19 protein-coding genes are annotated in these 20,266 nt (G+C 63.2%); 6 read left to right on the forward strand and 13 right to left on the reverse strand.

Features of this window, described 5'->3' with window-relative positions:
• Nucleotides 1-4: 4 nt before the first annotated feature.
• From gatB to DLM46_RS03230, 3 genes are all read left to right on the forward strand, one after another.
• Complete coding sequence (gene gatB / locus DLM46_RS03220) at nt 5-1,495, forward strand: Asp-tRNA(Asn)/Glu-tRNA(Gln) amidotransferase subunit GatB (protein ID WP_115099624.1); 1,491 nt, start codon at nt 5-7, stop codon at nt 1,493-1,495.
• A 133-nt stretch (nt 1,496-1,628) separates the two neighbouring features.
• Nucleotides 1,629-2,468 (forward strand): PPK2 family polyphosphate kinase, encoded by an 840-nt coding sequence (locus DLM46_RS03225; protein ID WP_115099351.1) that lies wholly within the window; start codon nt 1,629-1,631, stop codon nt 2,466-2,468.
• A gap of 62 nt (nt 2,469-2,530) precedes the next feature.
• The gene (locus DLM46_RS03230; protein ID WP_115099352.1) at nt 2,531-3,310 is read left to right on the forward strand and encodes an exodeoxyribonuclease III; all 780 of its coding nucleotides are present in this window, start codon (nt 2,531-2,533) and stop codon (nt 3,308-3,310) included.
• 104 nt (nt 3,311-3,414) lie between these two features.
• On the opposite strand, the gene DLM46_RS03235 is transcribed toward DLM46_RS03230, so the two are convergent.
• The 7 genes from DLM46_RS03235 to argB all read right to left on the reverse strand — a co-directional run bounded on the left by DLM46_RS03235 (nt 3,415) and on the right by argB (nt 10,718).
• Nucleotides 3,415-4,704: a M48 family metallopeptidase gene (locus DLM46_RS03235; RefSeq protein ID WP_244305807.1), complete on the reverse strand. Its 1,290-nt coding sequence runs from the start codon at nt 4,702-4,704 to the stop codon at nt 3,415-3,417.
• Entirely contained in the window at nt 4,686-6,080 is a 1,395-nt protein-coding gene (locus DLM46_RS03240) for an AmpG family muropeptide MFS transporter (protein WP_115099353.1), read from the reverse strand. The genes DLM46_RS03235 and DLM46_RS03240 overlap by 19 nt, the downstream gene beginning before the upstream one ends.
• Before the next feature lie 14 nt (nt 6,081-6,094).
• Nucleotides 6,095-6,703 carry a methionine biosynthesis protein MetW gene (gene metW / locus DLM46_RS03245; RefSeq protein ID WP_115099354.1) on the reverse strand — a complete coding sequence of 203 codons (609 nt, stop codon included), beginning with the start codon at nt 6,701-6,703 and terminating at the stop codon, nt 6,095-6,097.
• Nucleotides 6,700-7,845, reverse strand: coding sequence for a homoserine O-succinyltransferase MetX (gene metX, locus DLM46_RS03250; protein ID WP_115099355.1), 1,146 nt, complete (start codon nt 7,843-7,845; stop codon nt 6,700-6,702). The genes metW and metX overlap by 4 nt, the downstream gene beginning before the upstream one ends.
• A 295-nt stretch (nt 7,846-8,140) precedes the next feature.
• Nucleotides 8,141-8,845, reverse strand: a complete 705-nt coding sequence (gene slmA / locus DLM46_RS03255) for a nucleoid occlusion factor SlmA (protein ID WP_115099356.1) — start codon at nt 8,843-8,845, stop codon at nt 8,141-8,143.
• A complete protein-coding gene (locus DLM46_RS03260; RefSeq protein ID WP_115099357.1) occupies nt 8,812-9,603 on the reverse strand; it encodes a pyrimidine 5'-nucleotidase in 792 nt (263 codons plus the stop codon). Before DLM46_RS03260 ends, slmA begins: the two co-directional genes overlap by 34 nt.
• A gap of 215 nt (nt 9,604-9,818) precedes the next feature.
• Complete coding sequence (gene argB / locus DLM46_RS03265; protein WP_007179687.1) at nt 9,819-10,718, reverse strand: acetylglutamate kinase; 900 nt, start codon at nt 10,716-10,718, stop codon at nt 9,819-9,821.
• Between the two features lie 265 nt (nt 10,719-10,983).
• Between argB and DLM46_RS03270 the strand changes: the two genes are divergently transcribed.
• The 3 genes from DLM46_RS03270 (at nt 10,984) to DLM46_RS03280 (ending at nt 13,239) form a co-directional block, all read left to right on the forward strand.
• Nucleotides 10,984-11,208 carry a cysteine-rich CWC family protein gene (locus DLM46_RS03270; RefSeq protein WP_115099358.1) on the forward strand — a complete coding sequence of 75 codons (225 nt, stop codon included), beginning with the start codon at nt 10,984-10,986 and terminating at the stop codon, nt 11,206-11,208.
• Nucleotides 11,209-11,389: 181 nt separating this feature from the next.
• Nucleotides 11,390-12,700 carry an ATP-binding protein gene (locus DLM46_RS03275; protein WP_115099359.1) on the forward strand — a complete coding sequence of 437 codons (1,311 nt, stop codon included), beginning with the start codon at nt 11,390-11,392 and terminating at the stop codon, nt 12,698-12,700.
• Nucleotides 12,697-13,239 carry a response regulator transcription factor gene (locus DLM46_RS03280; protein ID WP_115099360.1) on the forward strand — a complete coding sequence of 181 codons (543 nt, stop codon included), beginning with the start codon at nt 12,697-12,699 and terminating at the stop codon, nt 13,237-13,239. The genes DLM46_RS03275 and DLM46_RS03280 overlap by 4 nt, the downstream gene beginning before the upstream one ends.
• A gap of 123 nt (nt 13,240-13,362) precedes the next feature.
• Here DLM46_RS03280 and hslU read toward each other — a convergent pair whose 3' ends face one another.
• From hslU to xerC, 6 genes are all read right to left on the reverse strand, one after another.
• Nucleotides 13,363-14,709 (reverse strand): ATP-dependent protease ATPase subunit HslU, encoded by a 1,347-nt coding sequence (gene hslU, locus DLM46_RS03285; protein ID WP_115099361.1) that lies wholly within the window; start codon nt 14,707-14,709, stop codon nt 13,363-13,365.
• 9 nt (nt 14,710-14,718) lie between these two features.
• Nucleotides 14,719-15,255: an ATP-dependent protease subunit HslV gene (gene hslV, locus DLM46_RS03290; protein ID WP_006050517.1), complete on the reverse strand. Its 537-nt coding sequence runs from the start codon at nt 15,253-15,255 to the stop codon at nt 14,719-14,721.
• A 395-nt stretch (nt 15,256-15,650) separates the two neighbouring features.
• Nucleotides 15,651-16,070, reverse strand: coding sequence for an RNA polymerase-binding protein DksA (gene dksA, locus DLM46_RS03295; protein ID WP_006050516.1), 420 nt, complete (start codon nt 16,068-16,070; stop codon nt 15,651-15,653).
• A 652-nt stretch (nt 16,071-16,722) separates the two neighbouring features.
• On the reverse strand, nt 16,723-17,811 hold the full coding sequence (locus DLM46_RS03300; protein ID WP_115099362.1) for a CobW family GTP-binding protein: 1,089 nt from the start codon (nt 17,809-17,811) through the stop codon (nt 16,723-16,725).
• 214 nt (nt 17,812-18,025) lie between these two features.
• Nucleotides 18,026-19,228: a class I SAM-dependent rRNA methyltransferase gene (locus DLM46_RS03305; RefSeq protein ID WP_115099363.1), complete on the reverse strand. Its 1,203-nt coding sequence runs from the start codon at nt 19,226-19,228 to the stop codon at nt 18,026-18,028.
• Between the two features lie 92 nt (nt 19,229-19,320).
• A complete protein-coding gene (gene xerC / locus DLM46_RS03310; RefSeq protein WP_115099364.1) occupies nt 19,321-20,244 on the reverse strand; it encodes a tyrosine recombinase XerC in 924 nt (307 codons plus the stop codon).
• Between the last annotated feature and the right edge of the window lie 22 nt (nt 20,245-20,266).

The raw sequence follows: 20,266 nt of genomic DNA on the forward strand, positions 1-20,266 counted from the left end.
CACCATGACCAAGCAATGGGAAGTCGTGATCGGTCTGGAGACCCACGCGCAACTGTCGACGGAATCGAAGATCTTCTCGGGCGCCGCCACGCAATTCGGCGCCGCGCCCAACACGCAGGCGTGTCCCGTCGATCTCGCTTTGCCGGGCACGCTGCCGGTGATGAACCGCGGCGCGGTGGAGCGTGCGATCCAGTTCGGCCTTGCGATCGGCGCGACGGTGGCGCCGCGCAGCATCTTCGCGCGCAAGAATTATTTCTACCCCGATCTGCCGAAGGGCTATCAGATCAGCCAGTACGAAATTCCCGTCGTGCAGGGCGGCCAGGTGACGATTCAGGTCCCGGCCAACGAAAAGGCGGGCAAGGAAGCCTACGAGAAAGTCGTCAACCTGACGCGCGCCCACCTCGAAGAAGACGCGGGCAAGTCGCTGCACGAAGACTTCGCGGGCATGACCGGCATCGATCTGAATCGCGCCGGCACGCCGTTGCTCGAGATCGTCACCGAGCCGGAAATGCGCAGCGCGGCTGAAGCGGTGGCGTATGCGAAGACGCTGCACACGCTCGTCACCTGGCTCGGCATCTGCGACGGCAACATGCAGGAAGGCTCGTTCCGTTGCGACGCGAATGTGTCGGTGCGACCGGTTGGCCAGGCGGAATTCGGCACGCGCGCCGAGATCAAGAACCTGAACTCGTTCCGCTTCCTCGAAGAAGCCATTCAGTACGAAGTGCGGCGCCAGATCGAGCTGATCGAAGACGGCGGCACGGTGGTGCAGGAAACGCGTCTGTACGATCCGGACAAGCGCGAAACGCGCTCGATGCGCAGCAAGGAAGACGCGCACGATTACCGCTATTTCCCCGATCCCGATCTGATGCCGCTGGTGATCGATTCGGCATGGGTCGAGCGCGTGAGGAGCGAGATGCCGGAACTGCCGGTGGCGATCCAGCAGCGCTTCGTGTCGCAATACGGCCTGACGCCGTACGACGCCAACGTGCTGACGTCGAGCAAGGCGATGGCGGCGTACTACGAAGCCGTAGTGCGGAAGGTCAGCCCGGCGCAGGCCGATATGGCCCAGGCCAAGGTCGCGGCCAACTGGCTGATGGGCGAAGTGTCGTCGCAGCTGAATCGCGAGGACCTGGATATCGCCGGGAGCCCGGTTTCGGCGGCGCAACTCGCCTTGCTGCTGCAACGTATCGCCGACGGCACGATCTCGAACAAGATCGCCAAGGAAATTTTCCTCGCGATCTGGGAAGAGAAGGCCACCGACGAAGCCGCGGCCGATCGCATCATCGAAGCGAAGGGTTTGAAGCAGATTTCGGACACCGGCGCGCTGGAAGCGATTCTCGACGAAGTGCTCGCCGCGAACCAGAAATCGGTCGAGGAATTCCGCGCCGGCAAGGAAAAGGCGTTCAACGCGCTGATCGGCCAGGCGATGAAAGCGACCAAGGGTAAGGCCAATCCGGCGCAGGTGAACGAACTGCTGAAGAAGAAGCTGTCCTGAGTTGAAGCTTGGTTGAAGAAGCAAGGCTGAGGCGCGAGCTTCGGCCATCACGGGCTGTTGCCGGAAACGAAAGTGGGGCAACGGCCCGTTTCATTTTGCGGGCCCGTTTAAACGCAGATCACGGAGTGTGTGAATGGCGAAGCAACCCGAACTCGACGATTACCGCGTGCCGTATTTCGACGACGGCAAAAAGAAGAGCAAATTCTCACTCGACGATTTCGACCCGAGCGCCAAGCCTTTTTCGACCGGCTCAAAAGATGCCGACCGTGCGCGGCTCTCGGAGATTGGCGCGAAGCTCGATACGTTGCAGGAGTGCTTGCACGCCCAGCAGAAGCGTCGCGTGTTGCTGGTTCTGCAAGGCATGGATACGAGCGGCAAGGATGGCACGATCCGCGCAGTGTTTCATGAAGTCGATCCGCTCGGTTTGCACATCGTGCCGTTCAAGGCGCCGACGCCCGTCGAAATGGCCCACGACTTCCTGTGGCGCGTCCATGCGCAAGCGCCGGCTGCCGGCGAGCTGACGATCTTCAATCGCAGCCACTACGAAGATCTGCTGGTGCCGACCGTGCTCGGCAACCTGGACGCTGAAGCATTCGAGCAACGCTGCCGCCACATTCGTCAGTTCGAAGAGATGCTGGCATACAACGGTACGACCATCATCAAGTGCATGTTGCACATTTCGAAAGACGAGCAGCGTGCGCGTCTGCAAGCGCGGATCGACGATCCGAGCAAGCACTGGAAATTCGATGTGTCCGATCTCGAGGCGCGCAAGCAGTGGGACAAATATCAGGCGGTGTATTGCGACGCATTGGCCGCCACGTCGATGGATTGCGCGCCGTGGTATGTGATCCCGGCCGATTCGAAAACGCATCGCAACGTGATGGTCGCCGAGTTGCTGTTGCGCACATTCGAAGGGTTGAAACTCGAATATCCGCCACCCAAAGAGTCGCTGAAGGGCGTCAGGGTCGAGTGACCTGTCCTTTGGTCTCGCAATGAATTGAACGAACTGAACGAATTGAACCTAAGAGGAACGATATGTTGCGTGTGATTACCGCGAACCTGAACGGCATCCGTTCAGCGGCGAAGAAGGGCTTTTTCGACTGGTTCGGCGAACAGAAAGCCGACGTGCTGTGCGTGCAGGAAATCAAATGCTCGCAGGACGACATGACGCCGGAATTCATGGCGCCGCACGATTTCACCGGCTATTTTCAGCATGCGGTGAAGAAGGGCTACAGCGGCGCTGGCGTATACACGCGGCATGAGCCGGACGAAGTCGTGATCGGTTTCGGCAGCGAGGAATTCGACACCGAAGGGCGCTATGTCGAACTGCGTTTCGGCAAACTGTCGATCGTGTCGGTGTACGTGCCGTCGGGTTCGAGCGGCGATGAGCGCCAGCAGGCCAAGTACCGCTTCATGGACGAGTTCATGCCGCATCTCGCGGAGCTGTCCAAAGAGCGCGAAGTGATCGTGTGCGGCGACGTCAACATCGTCCACAAAGAGATCGACATCAAGAACTGGAAGGGCAACCAGAAGAACTCGGGTTGCCTGCCGGAAGAGCGCGCGTGGCTGACCGAACTGTTCGACGAAGTCGGTTACGTCGACGTGTTCCGCACGCTCGATCAGCGGCCGGAACAGTACACGTGGTGGAGCAATCGCGGGCAGGCGTATGCGAAGAACGTCGGGTGGCGGATCGACTATCAGATCGCGACACCGGGCATCGCGGGCAAGGCGAAGCGCACCGATGTGTTCCGCGACATCAAGTTCAGCGACCACGCGCCGCTGACCGTCGACTACGACCACAAGCTCAAGAAGTAATCACAGAGTGAGTGCCGCTTGAGCCGCTTGAGCCGGCTAGCGCCACCAGCGCCACTAGCGCCGCAAGCACGGCGAGCGAGCCGCGAACGCTCGGTTCGCCAGACTCAATCGCGGACCAGCTTGCGGCGCGGGCGGCCCATGCCGGCGTAGTCCGGCAGTGCGTCCACGGTTTTGCCGGCGGCCTTCGCGTAGAGCGGAAGCATGTCCGGCAAGCGCTTGATGATGTCCTGGCGGCGCGCCTGCGTGTACGGATGCACGTAGATGAAACCTTGCTCGCGATTGCTGCGCGTTGCCGTCGCCAGCTTGTCCCACAGCGTGACCGCCGCGCGCGGATCGAAGCCGGCGCGCGACGCGATATCGCTGCCGATCACGTCGGCTTCGGTTTCGTCGGTGCTCTCGTACTTCATTTCCAGCAACTGCGAGCCGATGCCGAGCGGCGCTGCGCCGAGATCGGCGAGCCCGAACAGCTGCGGAATCGCGCCCGATGAACCCAGTTGTCCCGCCTGTTGCTCGCCGAGCCGCTCGCGCGCATGTTCGCGCAATGCGTGCGCGATCTCGTGGCCGATCAGCGCGCCGAGTTCGTTGTCGTTCAGCCGCACGCGGTCGAGCAGTCCGCTATACACGACGATCTTGCCGCCCGGCAGACAGTACATGCGGATATCGGGCGAGCGCACCACCGCCACATCCCACTTCCAGCCCTTCGCCCGCTCGTTCCATTTCAGCGAGTAAGGGATCAGCTTGTCGGCGATCGAACGCACGCGCGTGACGTGCGCGTCGGTGTCGCCGTACAGACGGTTCGCGTGGTCCGCGCCGCGCGCGATCTGGTCGAACTCTTCGGCGGCTTGCGCCTCGAGCATGGACGACGGAATCAGGTTGCGGAACACCACATATCCGCCGTAGCGCAATTGCGAGTTCGGGCCGTACGACGTGGACACCGGCGCGTTTGAAGCGCCGGGCGCCGACGTGGCCGCGGGCGCTTTTGCGCCCGTGAGCGGCATGGCGGTAGGCGCGGGTGTCTTGGCCGTTACCGGCTGAGGAGACGCGGGCGGCGCGGGCGGCGGTGAAGCCTGCGGTGTGGCGGCGGCCGGTGCGCTGCCGGCAGTTGCGGCGCTATTCGCGCTGGGCGCCGCCGGTGCCGGGTTTTCGAGGGCGACTGTGCTCGGCGCCGATTTTGCCGGCGGCACGGTGGCCGGCGCCGACGCACTGGTGGCGGCCGCCGGCGTTGCCGTTGCCGTCGCGTGTGCGCTCGACGGAGTGGCGAGCATGAGGCCGGCATAGCCGAACGCCAATGCAGCGTGGAACGCGGCGCGGCTGGCCTTGCTGAAGGCGGCCGAAGAGGCATCCGTGCGCATCGCGCGCTTTGGCACACGCACCGTCACGACTGGTTTCTCCAAGGGGAGATCCGCAGCAGAAGCAGCATGCCGGGCAGTGCCAGCGCGGTACACACGATGAAGTAGTCGAACCAGCCGATCTTCGCGACCACGTAGCCGCTTGCCGCTGAAGCCAGCGTGCGCGGCACCGAAGCCAGGCTCGTGAACAGCGCGAACTGGGTGGCCGTGTAGCGCGGATCGGTGGTGCTGGCGATGTAGGCGGTGAAGGCCGCCATGGTCAGGCCGGTCGAGAAGGTTTCGAAGCCGTACACGAGTGCGAGCGCGACCGAGCGCGGTTCGAGCTGCACGGCCCAGTCGACGCCCACTGCTGCCAGCAGCCTGGTCGCGCCTTGGCTCACCCAGACGGCGATGTCGTAAATCGCCGTCAGACCGGGCGAGGCCGGCCCGAGATGCGCAAGCCACGCAAAACCGAGCGTCGACACCATCTGCAGGATGCCGAAGATCCACAGGCCGCGGCCGATGCCGATCTTCATCAGCCAGATCCCGCCGACAATCCCGCCCGCGAGACTCGCGCCAAACGCGGTGGTCTTCGCGATCACGCCGATCTGCGTGCGCGAAAAGCCGATGTCGAGGAAAAACGACGTGGACAGCGTGGTCGCCATCGTATCGCCGAGCTTATACAGGAAGATGAAACCGAGCACGAACAGCGCGCCGCGCCAGCCGTCGCGTTGAATGAATTCGCTGAACGGCTGCACGATCGCTTCGCGCAGATTCTTGGGCGGCGTGCCGTGCACCTCGGGTTCGCGCACCACCAGCGTCATGATCATGCCGGGCAGCATGAACGCGCCGGTGACGATGAAAACGGTGGTCCACGGCAAGTGATCGGACAGAATCAGCGCCAGCGAACCCGGCACCAGCGCGGCGATTTTGTAAGCGTTCACATGCACCGCATTGCCGAGACCCTGCTGCGTGTCGCTCAGCAGCTCGCGCCGGTAGGCGTCGATCGCAATGTCCTGGCTCGCGCCGAAGAACGCGACCAGCGCCGTCAAGGCCGCGACGCTCCAGATCGCGTCTTTGGGCGAGACGAAGCCGAGTGTGGCGATCGCTCCGGCGACCAGAATCTGCGTGACCAGCATCCAGCCGCGCCGTCTGCCCGGCCGCCAGCCCGGAAGACGCGGCACGTAGCGGTCCATCAGCGGCGCCCAGACGAATTTCCAGGTGTACGGGAACTGAATCAGCGCAAACAGGCCGATTTCCTTCAGATTGACGCCTTCCGAGCGTAGCCACGCCTGCACCAGATAGACGAGCGTGAACAGCGGCAGTCCGGACGTAAAGCCGAGAAAGACGCAAATCAGCATGCGCGTATTCAGAAACGCGCGCCAGCCGGGATGTTCTTCGTGAGCGGTAAGTGCAGGCGCCTCGTGCGGCGGGTTCGACATGTGGATAGCTTGCGTTAGCTTTTCTTGACGCGATAGACCGCAAGACTACCACGCCAGTTCACGCCCCACCGCACCGCCTGGCCGTCGTGCAGCACCACGCGGTCGAGAATTTCGATGCCGACCTCCGGTGCCAGCGCCTCGAAATCCTTGATGGTCAGCACCCGCACGTTCGGCGTGTTGTGCCACTGATAAGGTAGCGATTTCGACACCGGCATGCGGCCCTGCAACACCGAGAGCCGATGCGCCCAGTAGCCGAAATTCGGAAACGAGACGATGCATTCCTTGCCTACCCGCACCGTCTCGCGCAGGATCGCGGCCGTCTGATGAATGGTTTGCAGCGTCTGCGAGAGGATCGCGAAGTCGAAGCTGGCGTCCTCGAACAGACGCAGGCCGTCTTCCAGGTTCTGCTGGATCACATTGACGCCGTTTTGCGTCGACGCCAGCACGCCGGCGTCGTTGATTTCGATACCGTAGCCCTGCACGTCCAGTTCTTCGGTCAGCAGCGACAGCAGCGAGCCGTCGCCGCAGCCCAGGTCGAGCACGGTGGCACGGGGTTCGACCCAGCGGGCGATCGCGCGGAAGTCCGGGCGCAGCGCCAGATAATCGAGAGCGCGCTGGTTCATGCGTTCACCTCGTTCGCAATGCGTTCGTAATAGGCGCGCATCAGGTTGTGATAGCGCGCGTCGTCGAGCAGGAAGGCGTCGTGGCCGTGCGGCGCGTCGATCTCCGCGTAGGTCACCGTGCGCTTGTGGTCGAGCAGCGCCTTCACCAGTTCACGCGAGCGGGCCGGCGCGAACCGCCAGTCGGTCGAGAAGCTGGCGATCAGGTATTTCGCGGTGGTGTGCGCGACGGCGGCGGTCAGATCGCCGTCGAAGGCTTTGGCCGGATCGAAATAATCGAGCGCGCGGGTGATCAGCAGATAGGTGTTCGCGTCGAAGTAGTCGGCGAATTTGTCGCCCTGGTAGCGTAGATACGACTCCACCTCGAACTCGACGTCGAAGTTGAAGTTGTACTCGTCCACCGCGCCTTCCGCGCGGCGCAGCGCCCGGCCGAATTTCTCGGCCATGTCGTCGTCCGACAGATAGGTGATGTGGCCGATCATCCGCGCGACGCGCAGGCCGCGTTTCGGCTTCACGTTGTGCGCGTAGTAGTTGCCGCCGTGGAAGTCGGGGTCGGACAGGATCGCCGAGCGCGCCACCTCGTTGAAGGCGATGTTCTGCGCGGAGAGCTTCGGCGTGGAGGCGACCACGATGCAATGGCCGACGCGCTCCGGATACATCATGCTCCACGCGAGCGCCTGCATGCCGCCGAGGCTTCCGCCCATCACCGCGGCAAAGCGGGTGATGCCGAATTCATCGGCGACGCGCGCCTGGGCATTGACCCAGTCTTCGACCGTCACGACGGGAAACGTCGCGCCGTACGGCTTGCCGGTGGCCGGATCGATGCTCATCGGGCCGGTCGAGCCGAAGCACGAGCCCAGGTTGTTCACGCCGATCACGAAGAACTGGTTGGTGTCGAGCGGCTTGCCCGGACCGACCATGTTGTCCCACCAGCCGATGTCCTTCGGATTGTCGGCATACACGCCCGCCACATGATGCGAAGCGTTGAGCGCGTGACACACCAGCACGGCATTGCTGCGTGCGGCGTTGAGCGTGCCGTAGGTCTCGACCATCAGGTCGTAACCGGCGAGCGAACTGCCGTTCTGCAAGCGCAGCGGCTCGCTGAAATGCATTTTTTGGGGAGCGACGATACCGATCGATTCCATTCATTCCGCCATTTAACAAAGCAGGGCGGCTAGACGGCGTCGGCAAAGCACGGAGGAGGCGACTGTGTGCGGGGCTGACGACCTCTTTAGCCGCATTTGTAATGAACCCCGGGATGGTTCCCGGCAGTTCGCGCGCCCGCAATCGAGTCAGCAAATCGGCGCGTCGGATGTTCAAGGTGTTCTGCATTGCGGCCTCAAGTGCATCGAGGGGCCGCAGTCAGGCGCAAAGTATAGCGGAAATTCTCACGCGGCAGCATCGTAGACGCTCGCATGAAGCCGCGCATGCCCGCGCGGGCTACTGAAGAATCAGCAGCAACTGGGCGTCGGCGTGTTCAGCGGGCGGGCGCGCAAAGCCGCTGCGCACGTAGCGGTGCCAGCGGCCGATGATATAGCTCAGCAGCAGGCTCGCGCGGATCGCCGGATCGTAGCTGGCGGGCAGCGGGACACCATGGTTCACGCTCCCGGCGCTCGCGCCGGCAGGTGCATCGGCAGTTGCACCCGCCTCCATTTGAGCGAGCCGCAGACACTGCTTCAACGACGCTTCGACCCGCTCCAGCATCTGATTGACGCGTTCGGTGAGCCGCTCATGCTCGCCGACCAGCGCCTCGCATGTCAGCACGCGCGTCATGCCGGGATTCCTCGCGGGGAAATTGAGCAGCATCAGCGCGATCGAACGCGCTTGCAGGACGCCGTTGCTTTCCTTGTCGGCGATCTGGTTGATCAGGCCGAAGATGGTTTGTTCGATGAACTCGATCAGCCCTTCGAACATTTGCGCCTTGCTGGCGAAATGCCGGTACAGCGCGGCTTCCGAGACGCCCAGGCGGGCGGCGAGCGCCGCCGTGGTGATCTTTTCGTTCTTCGGCGCCTCCAGCATCGCGGCGAGCGTCTGGAGGATGTGCACGCGGCGCTCGCCCGGCTTCAGGCGCGGCGCGCGCGGGTTTGCCGCGGGGTCGGGCTCGTGTTCGGCTACGGCTTCGTCAGGCTTGTCGATCGGCTGCATGTCTGTCGTCCCTTCAGTCGCACCGAGCGGGTGCCCAGTCGTAACGATTTTAACGAACGAATGCACTGGTCGACATAGTGCGGCCGGCCGGTGCCCGGCAGACGCGTCGGCACGCCGTCCGCATGCGGCTTGCGCGGCAGATGGCCAGTGATCCACACGGTGCGGATGCCGAGCCGCCGATAGTTCTTCAGATGCGAACGCGTGTCTTCGACGAGGATCGCGTCTTTGAGCGACACGTGCGCGTCGCGCATCGCCTTGCGCAGCATGGCGTGGTCGGGTTTGGCGCGCCAGCCGCGCCGGTCGCGCATGTGCTCGATCGCGATCACTTGCTCGAACAGGCGCTCGCTGCCCAGTTCGGCCAGCACGGCGCGCGCATAGGCTTCCGGGGCGTTGGTCAGCACGATCTTGCGGCCCGGCAGCGCCGCGACGAGGCGCGCGATCCCGCGCTCATGGCGGATCATCGAACCCAGATCGGCAAACGTGTGCACGACCTTGAGGAAATCGTTCGGATCGAGCGGATGGTGCCGCGCGAGCCCAAGCAAGGTCGCGCCGTAGCGCTGCGTGTAGCCGTTGCGCAGGCGGTTGGCTTCGTCGATCTCGACTTGCAGCGCGTCGATGATGTACTGCGTCATCGCGTGGTTGATCGCCGGAAAGATTGCGTGCGACGCGTGGTGCAGCGTGTTGTCGAGATCGAACAGCCAGACCGGACGCCCGCCTGCGATGTGCGGACGACGGCGCCGGAAAGTGGGAGTGCGCATGATAAGAGGAGCCGGCTAGCGGCGTGCTGCCGCGCCGCGCGGCGAACGCGAGCGGTTCGCGTTGCGGGCTGCGGCAGGACAGGGATGTTTATTTTCGCGCGCTTGGGCGGCGCGTGGCGTACCGATCGACGTCGCGAGCACGGATGGGCACAGGCAAGGGGACATGCATGGCGCGCAGGTTGAGCGCGCCATGCATGCCATGCCTGAGGCGGGGATCAATGCGAACGGATCATCGTGCCGAACGGTTGTTCGGTGAGAATTTCCAGCAGTACGGAATGCTCGATCCGGCCGTCGATGATGTGTACCGAACGCACGCCGCTCTTCGCCGCATCCAGTGCCGACGAGATTTTCGGCAGCATGCCGCCGGAGATCGTGCCGTCGGCGAACAGGCCGTCGATTTCACGCGCCGACAGGTCGGTGAGCAGATTGCCTTCCTTGTCCATCACGCCTGGGATGTTGGTCATCATCACGAGCTTTTCGGCGTTCAGCACGACTGCCAGCTTGCCTGCGACCAGATCCGCATTGATGTTGTACGACAGGCCGTCTTCACCGAAGCCGATCGGCGAGATCACCGGAATGAACGCGTCGTCCTGCAGCGCCTTCACGACCGCCGGATTGATCGCCTCGACTTCGCCGACCTGGCCGATATCGACATACTGGCCGGGATTGTCGCGATCCGGCATCAGCATCTTGCGCGCGTGGATCAGGCCGCCGTCTTTGCCGGTCAAGCCTACCGCATGGCCGCCGAAATGATTGATCAGCGTGACGATATCCTGCTGCACTTCGCCGCCGAGCACCCATTCGACGACTTCCATCGTCTCTTCGTCGGTGACGCGCATGCCCTGGATGAACGTGCCCTGTTTGCCGATTTTCTTCAGCGCCTGGTCGATTTGCGGACCGCCGCCGTGCACGATCACCGGATTGATACCGACCAGTTTCAGCAGAATCACGTCGCGCGCGAAGCCTTGCTTCAGGCGCTCTTCGGTCATGGCGTTGCCGCCGTATTTGATGACCACGGTCTTGCCGTGATACTGGCGAATGTAGGGCAGCGCCTCGGCCAGGATTTCAGCCTTCAGGGTGGGCGCAATCTGCGAAAGGTCGGGAAGCTCGGACATGGCGGCAGGCTCGGGCACGGGACAGTTGAAACAGGGCGAATTGTACAGGACTGGCGCGCTGCAACAGGGTTTTCGACAGCGCTGCTGGCGGCGGGCGGCGCGTGCTTTGCGCACTGCGCAATCGGCGGTGCCGGCAGGCGGGCGAAGGTGAAGCGTACAGCGATCCGAGCCCGCCCGTGAATAGGCCGGACGGACGACTGACGGAGCCTCGTCAGACGTGGCATCATTTCCTGACCGATGCCTCAGCGAGACCATCCGGCCCGTCATGAAACCGTCTGTCTCCCGTCACGCAAGCAGCGCGCGTTGCCCGCGCTGCGGCAACGCGTTCGATTGCGCCATGCACGGACAGCCGTTCGACTGCTGGTGCCGCGCCATGCCGGCATTGCCGGCCGACAGGCTGGATCCGAGCGGCCGCTGCTTGTGTCCTGAATGTCTGGCGGCAGAGATCGCACGAGTTGCGCAAGCCGGGTCTGGCGCGGACCGAGCTTGAAACCGGTGCGCTATGGCGATTACGCCGTGCGGACACCGGTCGGTCGCGAGCGCGCTCAGAGCGCGTGCGGCGGCTTCGAGCCAGTTGGCCTGCGCTTGTACGGTGCTAGCGGAAAAATTCCATGCTACCGGCGCGGCATCTCGAGGTGAGTCAGACACGTCCGAACAGGTAAACTGGCGTCATGCATCGGATAACCAACACCGGCCGGGTCAATCTCGGTCATCTGTTCTGGCTGCGCAGCCTCGCCATCATCGGCCAACTGGTGACGATCGCGTTCGTGCAGACCTTCATCGGCGTGCACCTGCCGTTGCCCGCGATGTTGCTCGTGATCTCACTCGAAGTGATCTTCAACGGACTCACCTGGTGGCGCGTCTCGCAGCAACGGCCCGAGTCCAACCTCGAATTGTTCGGCCAGATCTGGGTCGATCTGGGCGCGTTGTCGGCGCTGCTGTTTCTGTCCGGCGGCACGACCAATCCGTTTGTGTCGCTGTATCTGCCGTCTCTCGCGATTGCCGCGGCCGTGTTGCCCTGGCATCTGATGGCGTGGCTCGCGGCGTTCGCGGTGGCCTGCTACGCAGTGCTCGGTTTCGATTCGGTCCCGCTCAATCTCGATAACCCCGCCAATCTGTTCGATTACTATCGCGCCGGCATGTGGGTGAACTTCATGGTCAGCGTCGGCTTGATTGCATGGTTCGTGGCGCGTATGTCGCGAGCGCTGCGGCTACATGACGCAGCGCTCGGCGAGGCCCAGCAGCGCTTGCTGCACGACGAGCGCGCGGTCGCGCTCGGCGTGCAGGCTGCCACCGTCGCGCACGAAATCGGCACGCCGCTGTCTACCATTGCGATCCTGTCGGAAGAATTGCGCGGCGCCGCGCGCACGGATCAGGGCCTCGCGCCCTATGCCGCCGATCTCGAACTGCTCGAACAGCAAATGACGTTATGTACCTCGGCGCTCGCGCGGCTGCGCAGCCGCGCATCGACGCCGAGCAATCGGCAACGCGTCGCCGAGTGGCTCGAATCGTTCGGTGAACAATGGCGCTTGCGCCATCCGCATGTGAAATTCGAACGGCTCGGCGTGCCGCCTGCGGAGGTCAGCCTTGACGACACGGTTGCCGTCAGCCAGATTCTCACGATTCTGCTGGACAACGCAGCGCGTGCTAGCCGCGATCGTGTGACGCTGGCATGCAGGCTCGCGATGCAGGGCGACCAGATCGAATTCGAAGTATGCGACGCGGGCCCCGGCATTCCGCCGGCGCTGCGCGGTTCGCTCGGCGCGATGCCGGTCGACAGTACACAGGGCGGACACGGCGTGGGTCTTTACCTGGCATTCTCTGCGGCAGCGCGTCTGGGCGGTTCGATCGAACTGACCGACGTCAGTGAGATCAAGCCGCGTGGTACGCGCGCGGTGCTGCGGCTGCCGCTCGCGGCACACAAAATATCCGGCACGGGCCGTCGCGGCGCCGCGCCATCCAACACGGAGAAACAGGCATGAGCGATATGAATTTTCTGGTGATCGACGACGACGAGGTGTTCTCCGGCATCCTCGCCCGCGGTCTGACTCGGCGCGGCTACACGGTGGCCGAAGCGCACAACGCGGACGAGGCGATCAAGCTCGCGAACCTGCAGAAGTTCGGCCAGATTACGGTTGACCTGCACCTGGGCAACGATTCGGGCCTCACGCTCGTCGCGCCGTTGCGCGACTTGCAGCCGGACGCGCGGATGCTGGTGCTGACCGGCTATGCGAGCATCGCCACCGCGGTGCAAGCGGTGAAAGACGGCGCGGATAACTATCTGGCGAAACCCGCCAACGTCGAAACGATTTTGTCGGCGCTGCAAAGCGAAGCGAGCGCATTGCAAGCTGAAGAGGCGATCGAGCATCCCACGCCGCTGTCGGTCGCGCGTCTCGAGTGGGAGCATATTCAACGCGTGCTCGCTGAGCACGGCGGCAATATTTCGGCGACCGCGCGTGCGCTGAACATGCATCGTCGAACGTTGCAGCGCAAGTTGGCCAAGCGGCCGGTCAAGCAGTAAGCGCCGGGTCTTTCGTTAGCAAGCCAGAACGCCAGGCGGGCTGCCTTTCGCAAGGCAGCCCGCTTTTTTTACGCCTCACACAAGATGCGATGAGGCGCAGGTTCTAATGCAACATCAGCGACATCACAGCACGTAACGCGAGAGGTCTTCGTCCTCGGCAACTTCATTTAGCGCGCGATCGACATAGGCCGCGTCGATCTTGACTGTCGTACCCGAATGATTGCCGGCCGAGAACGAGACTTCTTCGAGCAGCTTTTCGATCACCGTGTACAAGCGGCGCGCGCCGATATTCTCGGTTTTCTCGTTCACCGAAAATGCGATTTCCGCGAGACGGCGGATGCTGTCGTCGGCGAATTCGAGGTGCACGTCTTCGGTTTCGAGCAGCGCCTGGTATTGCTTGACGAGGCTTGCATCGGTGGCGACCAGGATCGCTTCGAAATCGCCGACCGACAGCGAATCCAGTTCGACCCGAATCGGGAAACGGCCTTGCAGCTCCGGAATCAGATCGCTCGGCTTCGCCAGATGAAACGCGCCGCTCGCGATAAACAGGATGTGATCGGTCTTCACCATGCCGTACTTGGTGCTGATCGTGGTGCCTTCGACGAGCGGCAACAGATCGCGCTGCACGCCCTGGCGCGACACCTCGCCGCCGCCCGCTTCGTTACGCGACGCGATCTTGTCGATCTCATCCAGAAACACGATGCCGTTCTGCTCGACGTTCTGTACCGCCCTGGTTTTCACCTCTTCGTCGTTGAGCATCTTGCCGGCTTCTTCGTCGGTGAGGACTTTCAGCGCTTCCTTCACCTTCATCTTGCGGCGCGTTTTCTTGCCGCCGCCTATGTTGGCGAACATCGAGCGGATCTGCTCGGTCATGTCTTCCATGCCCGGCGGCCCCATGATGTCCATGCCGATTTGCGGCTGTTCGACGTCGAGTTCGATTTCCTTGTCGTCGAGCAGGCCTTCGCGCAGGCGCTTGCGGAAGGTCTGGCGCGTGGGGCTGCTTTCATCCACGGTGTCCGCGACGCTCGAGCTCGCGCCGAAACCGACCGGGCGCGCGGTGGGTAGCAGGATGTCGAGAATGCGGTCCTCGGCCTGATCTTCGGCCTTGCTTCGCACCTTGCGCATTTCCGTTTCGCGCGTCTGCTTGATCGAAATCTCCATCAGATCGCGCACGATGCTGTCGACGTCGCGGCCTACATAGCCGACTTCGGTGAACTTGGTGGCCTCGATCTTGATGAACGGCGCGTCGGCCAGTTTCGCCAGACGCCGCGCGATTTCGGTTTTGCCGACGCCGGTCGGTCCGATCATCAGAATGTTCTTCGGCGTGATTTCCTGACGCAGCGGTTCCTCGACCTGCTGACGGCGCCAGCGGTTGCGCAATGCCACCGCCACTGCTTTCTTCGCGCGGCCTTGGCCGATGATGTGCTTGTCGAGTTCCGAGACGATCTCGGCAGGGGTCATGGTACTCATCGCGGGTCCTTACTCGATCGTCTCGATGACGCGGTTGTGGTTCGTATAGATGCACATGTCGCCGGCAATCTCCAGCGACTTCTCCACGATTTCGCGTGGCGACAACTCGGTGTTGTCTGCGAGCGCTTTCGCAGCGGCTTGCGCGTAGGCGCCGCCTGAACCGATTGCGCAGATGCCGCCTTCCGGGTCGAGCACGTCGCCGTTACCGGTGATGACGAGGGTGGTGGTGGCGTCGGCGGCAATCAGCATGGCTTCGAGCCGGCGCAGCATGCGGTCGGTGCGCCAGTCTTTCGCGAGTTCGACGGCCGCGCGCGTCAGGTTGCCCTGATGTTTTTCCAGCTTCGCTTCGAAGCGGTCGAGCAGCGAGAAGGCGTCGGCCGTACCGCCGGCGAAGCCGACCAGCACCTTGCCGTTATAAATGCGCCGGACTTTCTTCGCGCCACCCTTCATGACGATGTTGCCCAGCGTCACCTGGCCGTCGCCGCCGAGCGCGACCTTGTCGCCGCGGCGCACGGAGACGATCGTCGTGCCGTGAAATTGCTCCATATGCGTTCCTCTTTGCAAAACGGGTAGGACGCGGCAGCGCAGCGCTACCGCATGAATCCGGGAAGCGGACGGCGCGCGACGTGAAAAACCCAACCGGCCGGCGCGCGCTCGTGCAACGCATGTCCGGTTTATTTTAGGGCGTGCGCGGTCATATCAAGAGCCGGCAAATGGCATAAGACAAAATACACGCGACAAGGAGGGTGCACGGCGGAGGGGGGAAGAGACGGGGGCAGGTCCGGCGCGGTGTGGACCCACAGCCCGGCGGAGGATCGGCGCCGTGTTTCCAGCGAACGCTACAAAGGTGTCGCGCACAAAGAAAAAGGCGCACGGCTCACCGTGCGCCTCTCGACGAAGCAGCGTAACAGGGCGCGGAGCCGAGGCCGCGCCGCAGGCGTTCAATCGCCGAACAGCTTCTGGCGCAGTTCGCGGCGTTCCTGTGCTTCGAGCGACAGGGTGGCCGTGGGCCGTGCGAGCAGACGCGGGATGCCGATTGGTTCGCCGGTTTCTTCGCACCAGCCGTAATCGCCCGAATCGATGCGCGCGAGCGATTGCTGCACCTTCTTCAGCAGCTTGCGCTCGCGGTCGCGCGTGCGCAGTTCCAGCGCATGCTCTTCCTCGATCGTTGCGCGATCGGCCGGGTCCGGCACGATTACCGTTTCGCGCAGGTTCTCGGTCGTCTGGCCGGCATTGCGGAGAATCTCCGCCTGCAGCTGTTCGAGCTTGTTCTTGAAGAAAGCGAGCTGATCCTCATTCATGTAATCCTTGTCGCTCATCTTCAGGATTTCGGCTTCGGTCAAGAGTCGTTTCGTCGTCATCTGGCTTGCTTCTTCAATGTGAGGCAAAACTCTTACATAGTGCCCGCACTTTCGTGTTGCCCGCAAAGGCGCTTCTAGACGCTCAATGAGCGCAGGGCGAACACGGACGATGGACTGTCGTGACGCCGAAGCGCCGGGCGTCGATACGCCGAGCGCCTACGCGCTGGGCGCTGCTACGCCAATGCGGGGCCGAACTCCTCTGGAAACCGATTCTCAAGTGCTCCTGAGGCAGTGCTCACCGGCAGCGCACCCCCCGTTCAGGCTGTGCCAGCCGGCATTGTCGGCGTGTTTCCGGACAAGATTTTCCGGCGCCATTTCGAGCCCGGCGCGGGATACGCGCTGACCGGGCAATTCGTTGTCATTCTCCAGTGGGCACGTATTGTAACTGAATCACAATCCTGCACCGCAACTGGTGGAAATCCCGCTGCAGCGCGCTGATATCCCGAAAATATAACGCGCGGACGACCAAAAAGCGATGGTCGTGCACGCTTTAATACAGCAGGGTTTTCACGCGCTTTTCATACGCACGACTTTTCAGCAGCCTTTCGGCCGTGTCCGGCGCATTCGGCAGACGATTGACGTGGCGCCCATGTCGTCGAAAGCCCCCGCGGCCGAATGGAGCGGCACGGCACGTGCCGCCGCCGCCCGCACCTTACGCCAGACAGGCGTTCAGACCGTCGGTGATCAGGTCTTGCGGCAGTTCGATGCCGATGAACACCATCTTGTTGGTCTTTTTCTCGATCGGCTGCCATTTCGCGGCCAGATCGCTGCCCATCATCTGATGTACCCCCTGGAAGACGACCTTGCGATCGACGCCCTTCATGTACAGCACGCCCTTGTAGCGCAACAGACGCTCGCCATAGATCTGCAGAATGCCGCCGAGGAAGTCTTCGAGCTTGTTCGGGTCGAACGCGCGGTCGCTGCGGTAGACGAACGATTTGATCTTGTCGTCGTGGTGCGCGTGGTGATGATTCGTGTGATCGTGGCCTTCGTGATCGCAATGGCCGTGGTCGTGATCGCAGTTTGCGTGATCGTCGTGGGTATGGCCGTGCTCGTCATGCGCGTGAGCATGGCTGTGCGCGTGTTCGTCTTCGGCGAGGAAGTCCGGATCGATCTCGAGCTTCGAATTCAGGTTGAAGCCGCGCAGGTCGAAGATTTCCTTGATGTCCGCCTCGCCGAAATTGACGAGCTTGATCGCCGCCCTCGGATTCATGTGCAGGAGGCGATGACGTAGATCGCCCACGTGCTGTTCGTCGACCAGATCGCCCTTGGTGATGAACAGGCGATCGGCGAAACCGACCTGGCGTTGCACCACTTCGTGCTCGTCCAACTGCTGATTCGCGTGCTTCGCATCGACCAGCGTGATGATCGCGTCGAGCAGGAATTCGTCGGCGATCTGGTTATCCATGAAGAACGTTTGCGCGACCGGACCCGGATTCGCGAGACCGGTGGTCTCGATCACGACGCGGTCGAAATCCAGCTTGCCGGACTGTTTCTGCTCCGCCAGATCGCCCAGCACGCGCGCGAGATCGCCGCGGATCGTGCAGCAGATACAGCCGTTGCTCATCTGGATGATCTGCTCGCTCGTGTTCTGCACGAGAATTTCGTTGTCGATGTTTTCTTCGCCGAACTCGTTTTCGATCACGGCGATCTTCATGCCGTGCTTTTCGTTCAGGATGCGCTTGAGCAGGGTGGTTTTGCCGCTGCCGAGAAAGCCGGTCAGGATAGTGACGGGGATCATATGGGTCGCCTGTATGTACGTGAATCTGTGCGTAATTGGGGGTTTAAGCGGGCGCCTACTCCGGGTGCATACACCGGGTGCGGCGGCCTCGTGGCGCGCAGCCCGGTCTAGCCGGCTATTGAAACATATCTGTCAAGCCGGCGCTGGCGGTGAGGTTCGAACCTGCGTTTGCCCACGCCGCCAGCGCGGGAAATAACCCTGAAACTATGGGCGATCAGGCGATTTGCAACAATAGGCCTTTCAGGTATTCGCCTTCCGGGAATGCGGTGAGCAACGGATGGTCGACCCCCGCGCCGAGCCGCTTGAGAATCCGCGCATCCACGCGCGCGTCGGCCGCGGCGCTCGAGACGATTTTCTGGAAAAGTTCGGAGTCGATCGCGCCGGAACACGAATAGGTGAACAACAGGCCGCCCGGGCGCAGCAGCTTCAGGCCGGTCAGGTTAATGTCCTTGTAGGCGCGCGACGCACGGTCCACATGTTCACGCGACGGCGCAAATTTCGGCGGGTCGAGCACGATCAGGTCGAAGCGCTCGCCGTCGTCGTAAAGGCGGCGCAGGGTCTTGAACGCGTCGGCGTCGAGCCACGTGGCGCGCTCGGCATCGAAACCGTTGGCCGCGACGTTCTGCTGCGCGAGCGCCAAGGCCTCGCCCGACGAATCGATCGACACCACGCGTTTGGCGCCGCCCTTGAGCGCTGCCAGCGAGAAGCCGCCGGTATAGCAGAAGCAGTTCAGCACGTCGCGATCCTGCGCGAGCTGCTGCACCAGCAGGCGATTGTCGCGCTGATCGACGTAGAAGCCGGTCTTGTGGCCGTTGCGCACGTCGACGTGATAACGCACGCCGTTTTCGCTCGAAATCAGCTTCTCCGACGGCGCTTCACCCGCCAGCACGCCGGTGATCTGTTCGAGCCCTTCTTTCTGGCGGATCGACACGTCCGAGCGTTCGTAGACGTTCGGGCAGCCGGTCGCGCCGGTCAGCGCCGCGACGATCGCCTCCTTCCACGCCTCGACGCCCGCCGCCATGAACTGGCAGACGAGCTGGCTGCGCTGGCCTTCGTCCTCGGCGACGTAGTGGTCGACGATCAGGCCGGGGAGGCCGTCGGCTTCGCCGAAAATCAACCGCACGGCGCCGGTGTCGTGCACCATCGTCTGACGATGCGCGAGCGCGCGTTGCACGCGGCGCTTGAAGAAAGCGTGATCGATCGGCTCGGTTTCGTCGAAGCTCCACACGCGGGCGCGGATCTGCGAATGCGGGCTATAGGCGGCGCGTGCGAGGAAACGGCCGTCGTGCGCGCGCACCAGCACGGTGGCGCCGGCAGCGGGATTGCCGTCGACACGATCGATCGCATTGGCATAAACCCACGGATGGCGGCGCAGCAGCGACTTTTCTTTCGACGGTTTGAGCGTAACGGTATTCATCAGGGTGTCAGCAGAGCAATAAGCAATAGGCCGCGTGCATGGCGCACACGGCGATGAAGCGAAGGTGAAGACAGCAACCGCTAAAAGCGGAATCAGTCGCGTTTTTTGGCGCGCGGATGCGCCTGATCGTAGACGTGCGCGAGATGCTGGAAATCGAGCGCGGTGTAGACCTGAGTGGCGGTGATGCTGGCGTGGCCGAGCAGTTCCTGCACCGCGCGCAGGTCGCCGCTCGATTGCAGCACATGCGTGGCGAACGAATGCCGCAACACGTGCGGATGCACGTTGGCGGGAATGCCGGCGACCAGCGCCGTGCGCTTCACCCGGTCACGCACCACGTTCGGCGACAGACGATTGCCGCGCGCCGACAGGAACAGCGGATGCGGATCGTGCTTCACCATCTGGTCGCGCACTTCGAGCCATGCGCGCAAGGCCTCGAGCGCCTTGCTGCCGACCGGCACGATGCGGCGCCGGTTGCCCTTGCCGAGCACTTCGACTTCGGCGGAATCGGGCTTGAGCCAGCCTGCGGAGCGGTAGCCGTCGGCATCGGCGAAACGGGCGTCGAGGCCAACCAGTTCGGACAGGCGCAGGCCCGACGAGTAGAACAGCTCCAGCATCGCGTGATCGCGCAAACCCTCGAGCGTGGCGGCGGGCGGGCTTTCCATCAGACGCATGGCGTCGTCGACGGAAAGCGCTTTGGGCAAGGTCCTCGCCTGTTTCGGCGCGCGTACGGTGGCGACCGGGTTGGCCGGCAAGGCGACGCGGCCCGCGAACCAGCGATAAAATGCGCGCCACACCGAGAGCCGATGGCTGATCGAGCGCGCCGTCAGCCCACCCGCATGCGCGCGCGAGACGGCGCCGCGAATATCGACGGCAGTGAGGCTTTCGAGCGGCCGGCCCTTGGCCAGCAGCTTCAGTTCCGCGAGTTCGTGGGTGTAGCCGCGCAGCGTATGTACCGACAGCCGCCGCTCGTGTTCGAGGTTCGACAGATAGGCGGCGATCGGGTCGGCTTCGGTCACGATGGGCGGTGGTTGGGCGGAT

This window comes from Paraburkholderia lacunae (assembly GCF_003353175.1).
Taxonomy (GTDB): domain Bacteria; phylum Pseudomonadota; class Gammaproteobacteria; order Burkholderiales; family Burkholderiaceae; genus Paraburkholderia; species Paraburkholderia lacunae.

What these genes read in the sequence shown, in the direction of transcription:
- gatB (WP_115099624.1), top strand. Translation starts at nt 5, where the DNA reads ATGACCAAGCAATGGGAAGTCGTGATCGGTCTGGAGACCCACGCGCAA.
- DLM46_RS03225 (WP_115099351.1), top strand. Translation starts at nt 1,629, where the DNA reads ATGGCGAAGCAACCCGAACTCGACGATTACCGCGTGCCGTATTTCGAC.
- DLM46_RS03230 (WP_115099352.1), top strand. Translation starts at nt 2,531, where the DNA reads ATGTTGCGTGTGATTACCGCGAACCTGAACGGCATCCGTTCAGCGGCG.
- DLM46_RS03240 (WP_115099353.1), bottom strand. Translation starts at nt 6,080, where the DNA reads ATGTCGAACCCGCCGCACGAGGCGCCTGCACTTACCGCTCACGAAGAA.
- metW (WP_115099354.1), bottom strand. Translation starts at nt 6,703, where the DNA reads ATGAACCAGCGCGCTCTCGATTATCTGGCGCTGCGCCCGGACTTCCGC.
- metX (WP_115099355.1), bottom strand. Translation starts at nt 7,845, where the DNA reads ATGGAATCGATCGGTATCGTCGCTCCCCAAAAAATGCATTTCAGCGAG.
- slmA (WP_115099356.1), bottom strand. Translation starts at nt 8,845, where the DNA reads ATGCAGCCGATCGACAAGCCTGACGAAGCCGTAGCCGAACACGAGCCC.
- DLM46_RS03260 (WP_115099357.1), bottom strand. Translation starts at nt 9,603, where the DNA reads ATGCGCACTCCCACTTTCCGGCGCCGTCGTCCGCACATCGCAGGCGGG.
- argB (WP_007179687.1), bottom strand. Translation starts at nt 10,718, where the DNA reads ATGTCCGAGCTTCCCGACCTTTCGCAGATTGCGCCCACCCTGAAGGCT.
- DLM46_RS03270 (WP_115099358.1), top strand. Translation starts at nt 10,984, where the DNA reads ATGAAACCGTCTGTCTCCCGTCACGCAAGCAGCGCGCGTTGCCCGCGC.
- DLM46_RS03275 (WP_115099359.1), top strand. Translation starts at nt 11,390, where the DNA reads ATGCATCGGATAACCAACACCGGCCGGGTCAATCTCGGTCATCTGTTC.
- DLM46_RS03280 (WP_115099360.1), top strand. Translation starts at nt 12,697, where the DNA reads ATGAGCGATATGAATTTTCTGGTGATCGACGACGACGAGGTGTTCTCC.
- hslU (WP_115099361.1), bottom strand. Translation starts at nt 14,709, where the DNA reads ATGAGTACCATGACCCCTGCCGAGATCGTCTCGGAACTCGACAAGCAC.
- hslV (WP_006050517.1), bottom strand. Translation starts at nt 15,255, where the DNA reads ATGGAGCAATTTCACGGCACGACGATCGTCTCCGTGCGCCGCGGCGAC.
- dksA (WP_006050516.1), bottom strand. Translation starts at nt 16,070, where the DNA reads ATGACGACGAAACGACTCTTGACCGAAGCCGAAATCCTGAAGATGAGC.
- DLM46_RS03300 (WP_115099362.1), bottom strand. Translation starts at nt 17,811, where the DNA reads ATGATCCCCGTCACTATCCTGACCGGCTTTCTCGGCAGCGGCAAAACC.
- DLM46_RS03305 (WP_115099363.1), bottom strand. Translation starts at nt 19,228, where the DNA reads ATGAATACCGTTACGCTCAAACCGTCGAAAGAAAAGTCGCTGCTGCGC.